A 12,143-nucleotide genomic window follows, 5' to 3' on the forward strand; every position below is an offset into this window, starting at 1 on the left:
CAGTAGGTCATGACGAAATCACCGATTTGAGTTTATAGAGGGCGTCCAGCGCCTCACGTGGGGTCAATGTATCTGGGTCGATGCTGGCCAGCAAACTGAGCGCCTTGGCCTCGGTCTCTGTCATGGCATCACCCGAGAGTGAAGCAAGGTTTGCACCACCTTGGGTCGAAACCGCATCGACATCCAGGCCGGGCGCTTGCACTTGGGCAAATAGATCAATTTGGTCGTCACCCTGGCGCTGGTGCGCCTCGAGCGACTCCAATGTCACCCGGGCTTGCCGAATGACGGTATGGGGCATGCCCGCAAGGCGCGCCACCTGAACCCCGTAGCTTCGGCTGGCTGGGCCGTGCTGCAACTCGTGCAAAAAGATGATGTCGTCACCCGACTCGGCGACACCCACATGCACATTGATGGCGCGCGGGCACTTTTCTGGCAGGGTCGTCAGCTCAAAATAGTGCGTGGCGAACAAGGTGAAAGCCTTGTTTTTGTCGTGCAGATGGGTGGCAATGGCTCCTGCCAGCGACAGGCCATCGAACGTGGATGTGCCACGTCCGATTTCATCCATCAGCACCAGCGAATGCTCGGTCGCGGAGTGAATGATGGCCGCCGCCTCGGTCATCTCCATCATGAATGTGGACTGGGCGTTGGCCAGGTCATCGGCCGCACCAATGCGGGTATGGATGGCGTCAATCGGCCCCAATCGGCACGAGGCGGCTGGCACATAGGAGCCCATGGCCGCCAGCAGCACAATCAGGGCAACCTGACGCATGAAGGTCGACTTACCACCCATGTTGGGACCGGTCACGATCATCATCCGGCGATTGACGTCAAAGCGGCAATCGTTGGGAATGAACGCGGCACCACTGGATTCCATCAAGCGGGCCTCGACCACGGGGTGGCGCCCCTTTTCGATTTCAATGCACGGATGCACGCTGAACTCAGGGCGCGCCCATCCCAGGGTGGCAGCGCGCTCGGCCAAAGCAGCCAAGGCATCCAGCGACGACAGCGCACGCGCCAGCGCACCCAGCGTCGCGATATGCGCCTGCAGGAAATCGATCAGCTGATCAAACAGGAATTTCTCGCGTGCCAAGGCACGGTCTTGCGCGGACAAGGCCTTGTCTTCAAACGCTTTCAACTCGGGCGTGATGAAGCGCTCGGCATTCTTCAAGGTCTGGCGGCGCTGATAGTCCAGCGGCACCTTGTCGATCTGGCTTTGGGTGACTTCAATGTAAAAGCCGTGCACCTTGTTGAACTGCACCCGCAGGTTGGCAATGCCCGTGCGCTCGCGCTCACGAACCTCCAGGTCCAGCAAAAATGCATCGCAGTTTTGCGAGATGGCGCGCAACTCATCGAGGTCGGCATCAAACCCATCGGCGATGACGCCACCGTCGCGCAGCAAGACTGCCGGGGTTTCCAGCAGCATCGCCTGCAGTTGGCGGGCAATCGCTTCGTCTGGCTGGAGGGCCGTTCGCAGCTGCGCCAACAGGTCTGCGGCATCGGGCACCCGCGCCAGCAGTTGCGGCAAGCCCAGCAAGGTATCGCGTAAACCGGCCAGCTCACGCGGACGCACCTGCCGCAGCGCCACACGGGCTGTGATGCGCTCGACATCGCTCATCTGGCGCAGGGCTTCGCGAATGGCGTCGTAGCCCTGGTCGTGCGACGGCGGGTTCAGCAAGCAGGCAATCGCGTCATGCCGTGCACGCGCGGTGGCACGATCACGCAGGGGCTGCGTCATCCACTGACGCAACGCGCGGCTGCCCATGCCGGTTCGGCAAGTGTCCAGCAGCGACAACAAGGTGGGAGATGACTCGCCGCGCAGCGTCTGCGTCAATTCGAGGTTGCGCAACGTGGCCGCCGGCAGGTCCAGCAATTCCGACGTGCGGGGCACTTCCAGCGTCGACACGTGTGACAGCGCCCTGCCCTGCGTGTGTTCTGCAAAGCTCAGCAGCGCCGCCCCTGCAGCATGGGCCAGGGGCAGATCCTGGGCGCCGTAGCTTTGAAGGGTGCTGACCTGCAGCTGTTCGCACAATTTGCGAGCCCCCAGTCCGGCGTCGAACTGCCAGCCGGGTCGGCTGGTCATCGCCACCGAGCGAGTACCTTGCATCAGCAAGGGCTGCAAGGTGGGGGGAATACGCTCACGGTCGAACAGGATTTCGGCAGGCTGCAAGCGAGCCAGCCAGCCCCCGAGTTCGCGCTCCGTGCACTCGGTCAAACCCAGCTTGCCGCTGGACAATCCCAACCAGGCCAACCCACAGGGCACGGCGTGCTCGGCGTGGCGTCCGCGCTTGTCCATGACCACAGCCAACAGCAAGGCGTCGGCCCGCTCGGACAACAACTCCGTGTCGGTCAAGGTGCCGGGAGTGACCACGCGCACGACCTTGCGCTCAACCGGCCCCTTGCTGGCGCCCACCTCGCCCACTTGCTCGGCAATCGCCACCGATTCACCCAGCTTGATGAGCTTGGCCAGGTAGGTTTCGACCGCATGAACCGGCACACCGGCCATCACCACCGGTTCGCCGGCCGACTGGCCGCGCACCGTCAAGGTGATGTCGATGAGGCGATTGGCCTTGCGAGCGTCTTCGTAGAAGAGCTCGTAGAAGTCCCCCATCCGGTAGAACACCAAGGTATCGGGATGTTCTGCCTTGATGCGCAGGTACTGCTGCATCATCGGCGTGTGGGCGCTGAAATCCATGGTCGGGATGGTTGACATCAAACGGCCAGCAGGGTCAGTGGCGAAGGTGCGCACGCCTTGCGCACACCTTGCCTGAGGTCAGATCAGAAAGGAGCGTCGTCCTTGCCAGCAGCATCAGCGGGCTTGTTGGCCGTGATGCGGATGCGCTTGGGCTCAGCGGCCACTTTCTCATCGCGGGCGGCGTCTTCGGCAGCCTGCAGGGAAGCCAGCAGCGCTTCGTCTTCCGGATCCGACTCCCCCTCTTCGCCCTCGCCTTCAGGCAGGTTGTCGTCGGTGATGACGCGGGTGTATTGCGCCAGGGTCTTGACCAGCTGACCGTAGATACGGGGTGTACCGGCCAGGATTTCGCGTTGATACAGATAGTCAGGCTCGCCGGTGAAGTTACCCACTAGGCCACCGGCTTCGGTGATGATGAGCGCGCCTGCAGCCACATCCCATGGGCTCAGGCCGGTTTCGAAGAAACCATCGTAGAAACCAGCGGCCACGTAGCACAGGTCCAGCGACGCTGCGCCTGGACGGCGCACGCCAGCGCACTGCACCATGACGTCTTCAAACATCTTGAGGTAACGCTGGAAGTTGTCGCCCTTGCGGAAGGGGAAACCGGTACCGATCAGAGCGTCGAGCATGCGGGTGCGCTTGGACACACGGATGCGGCGGTCGTTCATGTACGCGCCCTTGCCCTTGGAGGCATAGAACAGATCGTTGCGGCTGGGGTCGTACACCACGGCCTGCTGCAGTTGACCACGGAAGGTCAAGGCGATGGACACGGCGTAAACCGGGAAGCCATGGATGAAGTTGGTGGTGCCGTCCAGCGGATCGATGATCCAGACGTAATCGCTGTCCTTGGCGCCATGCGCGCGGCCTGACTCTTCGGCCAGAATGCCGTGGCCGGGGTAGGCTTCCAGGATGGTGGAGATGATCGCTTCTTCTGCAGCCTTGTCCACTTCGGTCACAAAGTCATTGTGCGACTTGGCCTGAACCATCAGGCGCTCGATGTCGAGCGATGCTCGGTTGATGATCGCGCCAGCTGCACGTGCAGCTTTGATGGCGATGTTGAGCATGGGATGCAGGGTTTGGGACATGGTTTAACCTTGGAAATCGGACGACAGGTGCCGAGTGACCACCACCTGCCGCCACATGGCACAGGTGGAAGGGAAGAGGCGCAGCGATGATCAAAGAGCGATGGGGTAAACGATAATTGTAGCCAAGCCCGATGACTTGTGCATCAACTTTTTCAACGTTTCTCCGCAAAATCAATGGCTTATGACCCTACCCGCTTCATCCTGATCGGCACCAGCCATCCGGGCAACGTGGGATCAACTGCCCGTGCGATGAAGGTCATGGGCTTTTCTGAACTGGTGCTGGTCAAACCGCGCTTCGACAATGTTTTGATTCAGGAAGAAACCGTGGCCATGGCCAGTGGCGCCGCCGACATCCTCGTGCGAGCCAAGATCGTGGACACGCTGGAAGATGCGCTCGAAGGCGTGACCTACGCCATCGGCACCGCGATGACCCCACGGGACTTTGGCCCGCCCACGATCACACCGCGCGACGGACTGGCCAAATTGGCGCAGCACACCCCGGCGCACAAGGTGGGCTTTGTGTTCGGATGCGAGCGCTATGGCATGAGCAACGAAGATGTTTACCGCTGCCATGCGGTGATGAGCATCCCGACCAATCCCGACTACGGCTCGCTGAACCTGTCGCAAGCCGTACAGGTGTTGGCTTACGAATGGAGACAAGCCCTGGGTGGCTTTCCGGTCCAGGCACGCACCCCGGACGTCGAACTGGCAGATGGTCAATCGGTTCAAGGCGCTCTGAGACACTGGGAACAGGCCCTGACCGAGATTGGCTTTCTGGACCCAGCCGCCCCAAAAAAGCTCATGCCTCGACTCAATCAGCTTTTCAACCGTGCAGCATTGCGGCAAGAAGAAATCCACATCCTGCGCGGCATCGCCAAGGCCATGAGCCAAAAGCGATAAGTGCCGGCGCTGTCAGTTGGGGCTTTGCAGGCCCGCTACACTGAGAAACTGTTCGAAAAACAATAGCCCGTCCCCATGTTCTTTGCCCGACTGCGAGAAGACGTCGCCTGCATTCTGGAACGAGATCCAGCCGCCCGCACCGCCTGGGAGGTTCTGACTTGTTACCCGGGGCTGCACGCCCTGACGATGCATCGGGCTGCGCACTGGTGCTGGACCCATGGCCTGAAGTGGCTGGGCCGCTGGATTTCGCACTGGTCGCGTTTTTTCACTGGCATCGAGATTCACCCGGGCGCCAAAATGGGCCGCCGTGTCTTCATTGACCACGGCATGGGCGTCGTGATCGGCGAAACCGCTGAAATCGGCGACGACTGCACGATCTACCAAGGCGTGACCCTCGGCGGTACATCGCTGAGCAAGGGCGCCAAGCGTCATCCAACCTTGGGCAAAGGCGTGATCGTGGGCGCCAATGCACAGGTGCTGGGCGGTTTCACCGTGGGCGATGGCGCACGCGTCGGCTCCAATGCTGTGGTGACCAAACCCGTACCAGACGGCGCCACCGCCGTAGGCAACCCCGCGCGTATCATCGTGGCCAAGCAAACCCTCATGGACGAGAAGCAGGCTGAGCGCGAGGCGATGGCCGCACGCATGGGCTTCTCGGCCTACGGTTTGACCGAGGGTGATGACCCGCTGTCTCAAGCCCTGCGCGGCCTGATCGACAACGCTGCGGGCAGCGACCACCAAATCGCCTTGCTGTGGCAGGCCATCGAAAAGCTGGCCGATTGCGCCCAAACCCAGGCTGCCCGCGATTGCATGCCGGATGACGCCAAGAAAACGGAATGCTTCGACGCTGCTGGGCTGAACAAGCTGGTTTGACCTCCGCACATCAGCCACTCAAGCGACCAACAAAAAACGGGACCACAAGGTCCCGTTTTGCTTGAAGGCGCAATGGATCAGGCCAACAAGTAGCCACCATCCACATTCAGGCATGTGCCCGTGGTGTAGCTGGCTGCATCAGAAGCCAGATACAGCGCTGCCCCCGCCATTTCAGACGGGTCTGCCACACGGTTCATGGGCGTGTGCGCCATGACCATCTTCAAGATGGCATCGTTGGTCGTCAGCGCAGAGGCGAACTTCGTGTCGGTGGCGCCAGGCAGGATCGCATTGACACGCACCTTCATGGGCGCGCATTCCTTCGCGAACGCATGCGTCATCGAAATCACCGCCGCCTTGGTGATCGAGTAGATGCCTTGCGCCATGCCGGGAATCACGCCATTCACCGAAGCGATGTTGATGATCGAGCCGCCGCCGTTCTTTTGCATCAGCTTGGCACCCTTCGAGCACATGAAGAAGTAGCCACGGATGTTCACATCCACGGTCTTCTGGAAAGCGTTGAGGTCGGTGTCCGTGATGTGGCCAAAGTAAGGATTGGTCGCAGCGTTGTTCACCAGAATGTCCAGGCGCCCGAACTGCTGCTCGACGGCCGAAAACACCTGATCGATCTGGTCCATCTCGCCCACGTGGCAAGCCAGCACCGAGGCCTTGCCACCGGCTTCACGGATCGAGGCTGCCACAGCTTCGCAAGGCTCTGCCTTGCGGCTCGAAATGATGACATGCGCACCGTGCGCAGCCAGCAGGCGGGCGATGGCTTCACCAATGCCACGGCTGGAGCCCGTCACCAGGGCAACTTTGCCGGACAGATCAAAAGTATTGGGAATGCTCATAGCGTTCTCTTGAATCTTGTAAAGGTAGATGCTGACTCATGCGCCAGCGAGATCAAATCACAGCTTGGACTGCGCAATGATGCCCAGGCAGCGTTGCTCCAGATAACTGACAAACGGGCCAAAGGTCGCGAACACGGGGTTGCGCGCATTGCCTTCCTTGAATCGTTTGTATATCTGCTGCGCAATGCCCGCCAGACGGAACAGGCCGTACACGGTGTAGAAGTCGAAGTTCTCGACACTGAACCCGGTCTTCTCGGCGTAGTAGCGAATGACTTCATCGCGGGTCAACATGCCAGGCGCATTGGTCGGCTGGCGACGCGAGCCCTTCATGAACATGTCGTCATCGGCCTGCACCCAGTACGCGAGTGCGCTACCCAGATCCATCAGCGGATCACCCAGCGTCGCCATCTCCCAGTCCAGCACGCCAATGACCTTCAGCGGGTCGTTGACATCGAGCACCACGTTGTCAAAACGGAAGTCGTTGTGAATCAGGCTGATGGCCACTTCCTGTTTCGGCTGCTTGTCATGCAACCACTGCATGACCTGCTCGAAGTCCCCCACGTCTTCGGTGCGGGCGGCGCGGTAACGCTTGCTCCAGCCCTCGACCTGACGGGCCACGTAGCCCTCACCCTTACCCAGGTTGTCCAGACCGGCCGCCTTGGGATCGAGCTTGTGCAGCGCGACCAAGGTATCCAGCACATTCAGGCACAACTGGCGGGTCTTGGCTTCATCCAACCCCAGCTCGGGTTGCAGGTTCTGGCGGGGGATCACCCCCACCAGACGCTCCATCACATAGAACGGGGCACCGATGACGTCCACGTCTTCGCAAATGGCATAGATCTCGGGGACCTTGCTGTAAACCGGCTTGAGCTTGCGCATGATCTCGGCTTCACGCACCACGTCGTGGGCCGATTTGGCGATGTGGCCAAACGGAGGGCGCCGCAGGATCATGTCCATGTTGGCGTAACGCACCATGTACGTCAGGTTCGAGGCGCCACCTGGAAACTGCTGCAGCTCCGGCTCGCCCTGAACATCCAGTCTCTGGGCCTTGAGGTAAGCGGTGACCTTGGCCAGGTCCACTTCTTCACCGGCGCGCACTTGGCCGGCATGGTCGATCAATTGTTCGTTCTTGACGTCGCTCATTAGCGGGGTCTCCTCGTTGGATCAACGAGTGTAGAAACCCCACGCCAATGAATCAAATGAATTATTTGAATCCACACTCATTCGCCACACAAATGAGTGAGTCTGCAAACGGAATCAGCGATCAAACCTTGAAGGTCGAAACCAGGCGCGTCAAATCCACGGCCTGATGATTCAGGCTGGCGGCCACGGCACTGCTTTCCTCAACAAGTGCGGCATTTTGCTGAGTGGCGTCATCCAGATTGGCCACGGCCTGTGTCACCTGCCCCAAACCTGCGCTCTGCGACACGGTTGCCGCAGCGATGTCTGCAATCAACTGACTAACCTGGCCAATTTGCTGCAGCGCTTCGTCAATGGTGCGACCCGCGTCATGGACTTCCTGAGCACCCTGCTCCACCTTGTCCACGTTGGCCCCGATCAACGACTTGATTTCACGCGCTGCCTGAGCACTTCGCTGAGCCAGCGTTCGGACCTCGCCGGCCACCACAGCAAAACCTCGCCCTTGCTCACCGGCCCGAGCAGCCTCGACTGCGGCATTCAAGGCCAGAATGTTGGTCTGAAACGCGATGCCGTCAATCACGCCCGTGATCTCGGAGATCTTCTGACTGTGATGACGAATCGAGGCCATCGTATCGACCACACGCTGCACAGATGCGCCACCATGAATGGCCGACTGGTTGGCTGCCCCTGAGAGTTGCGAGGCTTGCCGTGCCGCTTCAGCATTCTGCGTAACCATGCTGTGCATGTGACTCATGGACGCAGACACTTGCTGCAAGCTGCTGGCCTGGTTTTCGGTGCGCGCAGACAAATCCAGATTGCCTGTGGCAATTTCCGATGTGGCGGTGCTGATGCTTTGCGACACCTGATTGATCCCGGCGACAAAACCCCGCAGTGCCACCTGCATGCGCGCAATGGCAGCCATGAGGCTGTAGGTATCCCCTTCTTTGACGGGCACCTTCACCAAGAGGTCGCCAGACTCCACCAGCGCAAGCACCTCGCGCGCATCAGAGGGATCGCCCCCCAACTCCAGTTCCACGCGACGACGGAGAACAATCAAGTTGTACGCGGCCACCACGGTGGACACCAAAGCCACGAGGACAGCAGCCACACTGGCCGAGCGGAAGAAAGATTCCGCAGCCGCCCGAGCCAGGGCTTTGCGCTCGGCCGCCTGCTTTTTCAACGCCAGCAACTGCTCGCGAAGCTCTCGCCAAAGTGGGGTTTCTTCTTTCTTGAGGGCTTGGATGGCAGCCGCCTGATCATTGGCAGCAAGGCTGATCACGGCTCGCTGCTTGTCCAGCAGCTTCGAGCGCAACCCCTCCACCTGAGTCAGCACGCCTGCACTATCTGGATCTGCCGCCGCAGTCTTTGCCGCATTGAAGGCATCTGCAAACGCCTTCTCTGCCGCGTCAAAGTTGTCGTAGGCCTTTCGGTTGGCTGGGTCAATCACGATGTTGCGCAAGGCTTGACCAGATTGCAGCCCCTGCGCATACATCTCGACCGTCGACTGAGCGAGCGCGTCGTCCCGCTCGAAAAACTGCTCCAGTGCCGACTTCAGCGTCACTCCACCGACCGCAATGCCAACACCCGTGGCCAACACCAACGCAGCGGGCACAGCCAGCGAAACAACCACCCTCGTCATGAAGCGCATTTCTTCCCCCCGGAAAACCTAGGTAACAACCCTGTGTTTTCGGCGAGGGGGCGTCAAACTTAACGCTTGAATGTGACGGCCACGTTCAAGACTTGGGTGGACGCAGCGCTGACTTGGGCCGGAACACAGCACACACCGACGGGTCACTTTCGATGTAGGGACCGCCAATCAGGTCGATGCAATAAGGAACCGCGGCAAAAATACCGGGCACCAGAGACTGACCGTCAGCACCTTTCAAACCTTCCAGCGTTTCCGCGATCGACTTGGGCTGCCCTGGCAGATTGAGGATCAAGGCCTGCTTGCGAATCACCGCCGTCTGCCGCGACAGGATGGCCGTCGGAACAAACCGCAAGCTGATTTGCCGCATTTGTTCACCAAAGCCCGGCATTTCCTTGTCCGCGACATCCAGTGTTGCTTCCGGCGTCACGTCACGGGGCGCCGGCCCCGTCCCGCCCGTGGTCAACACCAGGTGACACCCAGCGTCGTCCACGAGTTCGCGCAAGGTGGCCGCAATCAGCGCACGCTCATCCGCGATCAGCCGAGGCTCCCACTCGATGGGATTGCGCACAGCGCGCCCAAGCCAATCTTTCAACGCCGGCAGGCCTTTGTCTTCGTACACACCTGTACTGGCCCGATCACTGATCGAGACCACACCAATGCGCACCACATCCAAGTCAAGCGCTGACATCACTTACGCCTCGTCGCTGCCGTGAGACTGCTCGAAAACGTCTTGGGCCACCTTGGAGGCTTTGTCCTGCTCATCCATTGCATGCTTGATGTACTGAAACAGTTCGCGGAAAGCACGGCCATTGCGCTTTTCGGGCTCCAGCGCGGCGTCCTTGCGGGCATTGCGGATCAGCGCGCGCAATTGCTGCACGTCCGTGTCAGGGAACTCGCCTACCCAACGGGTGACGACATCCTTGTCATCGCTGACCAGCTCGGCGCGCCAGCGCTCGGCCTGATGAAGGGCCAGTGAGTTGCGCGCATGCCCCAGCTGGAACTCGGCCACGGCTTCACGCAGCGGCTCGGCATCCACCTCACGCATGACCTTGCCAATGAACTGCAACTGACGACGACGGCCCTCAAAGGACCGCGTCTTTTTGTAGTCCGCCAAGGCATCTCTCAGTCGCTCAGGCATGTCGATGCTGGCCAGACGGCTGTCGGGCATCTCAAGCAACTGCTTGCCGAGTTTCTGCAATTCATCGCTGGCACGCTTGAGCATGCTCTTGCTGGGAGGACGATTGTCCTCCTCATCGGGGCCGTAGCCCTCGTCGTGATCAAAGTGTTTCGGATTCATGTCCTCGCTATGATACGGGGCTGCACCAACAGTGACTACAACATGGCCGTCAAATCCAGCAAGTCTCCCGCGAAGTCCAACGGTTTCGCCTACAGCCGTGAGCAATTTCAACAACTGATTGAAGATTCGCTGAACCTCGCCAAGAAACTGGGCGCCTCGGATGCGGCCGCCGAAGTCTCTGAAGGCATGGGCCTGTCGGTCTCCGTGCGCAAGGGCAAGCTTGAAAACGTCGAGCGCAACCGCGACAAAACCATTGGCGTGACGGTCTACCTGGGCCAACGTCGCGGCAATGCCAGCACGTCGGACTTCTCACCACAGGCGCTGGAACAAACCGTGCGCGCGGCCTACGACATTGCCCGCTACACCGCTGAAGACCCCGCCGCTGGCCTGCCCGATGCCGAGGACCTGGCCACCGGCCGTGCCGCCAAGCGCGACCTGGATCTGTTCCACCCTTGGCATGTGGACGCCGAGCGGGCCGCCGAACTGGCACGCCGCTGCGAAGCCGCCGCCCTGGCGGTGGATCCCCGCGTGACCAATTCGGAAGGCGCCGGCGTTTCGGCTCAGCAATCCCATTTTTGGGCCGGCAACAGCCGTGGGTTCCGAGGCGGCTACGCCAGTTCCCGCCACTCGCTGTCCGTGTCACCCATTGCCGGCCGAGGCAACGACATGCAGCGCGACTTCTGGTACACGTCCGAGCGCGACGCCAAAGACATGGCCCGCCCCGAAGCCGTTGGCCGCTACGCCGCAGAGCGCGCCCTGTCGCGCCTGAAATCACGCAAGATCGCCACCTGTGAAGTGCCCGTGTTGTTTGAAAACACACTGGCAGCCGGGCTCTTGGGCGCCTACGTCCAGGCGACCAGTGGGGGCGCGCTGTATCGCAAGGCCACCTTCCTGCTCGACAGCTTGGGCCAACCCGTGTTCCCCAAGCACATCGACATCATTGAAGACCCGCACATCCTCAAGGGCAAGGGCAGCGCCCCCTTTGATGACGAAGGCGTGCTCACACGCAATCGTCGCGTCGTCAAGAACGGTGTCGTGCAAGGCTACTTCCTGTCCAGTTACTCGGCGCGCAAGCTGGGCATGCACACCACTGGTCATGCCGGTGGCTCGCAAAACCTGACGCTGCAAAGCAAGTTGACCGATCCGAAGGACAACCTGAAAGCCATGCTCAAAAAGCTTGGCACCGGCCTGTTTGTCACGGAACTGATGGGGCAAGGCGTCAACTACGTGACCGGCGACTATTCCCGCGGCGCTGCAGGCTATTGGGTGGAAAACGGCGTCATCCAGTACCCGGTGCACGAAATCACCATTGCCGGGCATTTGGGCCAGATGTTCCAGGACATCGTCAGCGTTGGCGCCGACGCTTACACATACGGCAGCAAAACCGTGGGCTCGATCCTGATCGAAAAGATGAAAATTGCCGGTCATTGAGGCCCATCTGGCTAGGCAACCCCATTAAATGGGTCCACAATGACTTCAAACTTGCCGAGAAAGTCGCTCATGAACAGGCGCAAACAACCGCACAACCCCGATTGGAGTGATGCTGCACTGCAGCGCACTTGGCGCTCTGTCAGCGTCCTACTGTGGCTGATGGCGCTGGGTAACGCGTTCGTGTCCCTGATTTCGGCCAGCGCCTTCATGCTGCTGGGCACGTGGGCTTATT

General features: G+C 60.5%; 10 protein-coding genes. 3 read left to right on the plus strand and 7 right to left on the minus strand.

The features are described 5' to 3' along the window. Positions 1-7: 7 nt before the first annotated feature. Both mutS and ACMV18_RS12400 read right to left on the minus strand, forming a co-directional pair. The gene (mutS, locus tag ACMV18_RS12395) at positions 8-2,692 is read right to left on the minus strand and encodes a DNA mismatch repair protein MutS (RefSeq protein ID WP_420818103.1); all 2,685 of its coding nucleotides are present in this window, start codon (positions 2,690-2,692) and stop codon (positions 8-10) included. An 83-nt stretch (positions 2,693-2,775) separates the two neighbouring features. Further along, a complete protein-coding gene (locus ACMV18_RS12400; RefSeq protein WP_374258694.1) occupies positions 2,776-3,774 on the minus strand; it encodes an inositol monophosphatase family protein in 999 nt (332 codons plus the stop codon). A gap of 174 nt (positions 3,775-3,948) precedes the next feature. Here ACMV18_RS12400 and ACMV18_RS12405 point away from each other — a divergent pair, with 174 nt between their 5' ends. Both ACMV18_RS12405 and cysE read left to right on the plus strand, forming a co-directional pair. Then, positions 3,949-4,674, plus strand: a complete 726-nt coding sequence (locus ACMV18_RS12405) for an RNA methyltransferase (RefSeq protein WP_420818104.1) — start codon at positions 3,949-3,951, stop codon at positions 4,672-4,674. Between the two features lie 75 nt (positions 4,675-4,749). Then, the gene (gene cysE, locus ACMV18_RS12410) at positions 4,750-5,547 is read left to right on the plus strand and encodes a serine O-acetyltransferase (RefSeq protein WP_420818105.1); all 798 of its coding nucleotides are present in this window, start codon (positions 4,750-4,752) and stop codon (positions 5,545-5,547) included. Between the two features lie 77 nt (positions 5,548-5,624). Here the strand turns inward: cysE and ACMV18_RS12415 are convergent, their stop codons facing one another. The 5 genes from ACMV18_RS12415 to yjgA all read right to left on the minus strand — a co-directional run bounded on the left by ACMV18_RS12415 (position 5,625) and on the right by yjgA (position 10,480). Next, positions 5,625-6,395, minus strand: a complete 771-nt coding sequence (locus ACMV18_RS12415) for an SDR family oxidoreductase (protein WP_420818106.1) — start codon at positions 6,393-6,395, stop codon at positions 5,625-5,627. A 57-nt stretch (positions 6,396-6,452) separates the two neighbouring features. Then, positions 6,453-7,538, minus strand: coding sequence for a phosphotransferase family protein (locus ACMV18_RS12420; protein WP_420818107.1), 1,086 nt, complete (start codon positions 7,536-7,538; stop codon positions 6,453-6,455). A 121-nt stretch (positions 7,539-7,659) separates the two neighbouring features. Continuing rightward, entirely contained in the window at positions 7,660-9,174 is a 1,515-nt protein-coding gene (locus ACMV18_RS12425) for a methyl-accepting chemotaxis protein (protein WP_420818108.1), read from the minus strand. A gap of 94 nt (positions 9,175-9,268) precedes the next feature. After that, positions 9,269-9,871 carry a molybdopterin adenylyltransferase gene (gene mog / locus ACMV18_RS12430; protein WP_420818109.1) on the minus strand — a complete coding sequence of 201 codons (603 nt, stop codon included), beginning with the start codon at positions 9,869-9,871 and terminating at the stop codon, positions 9,269-9,271. Between the two features lie 3 nt (positions 9,872-9,874). Continuing rightward, positions 9,875-10,480 (minus strand): ribosome biogenesis factor YjgA, encoded by a 606-nt coding sequence (gene yjgA / locus ACMV18_RS12435; protein WP_420818110.1) that lies wholly within the window; start codon positions 10,478-10,480, stop codon positions 9,875-9,877. A gap of 42 nt (positions 10,481-10,522) precedes the next feature. On the opposite strand from yjgA, the gene pmbA reads away from it, so the two are divergent. After that, entirely contained in the window at positions 10,523-11,911 is a 1,389-nt protein-coding gene (pmbA, locus tag ACMV18_RS12440; RefSeq protein WP_420818111.1) for a metalloprotease PmbA, read from the plus strand. Positions 11,912-12,143: the final 232 nt, after the last annotated feature.

This window comes from Aquabacterium sp., from assembly GCF_048860245.1.
Classification (GTDB): domain Bacteria; phylum Pseudomonadota; class Gammaproteobacteria; order Burkholderiales; family Burkholderiaceae_C; genus Aquabacterium.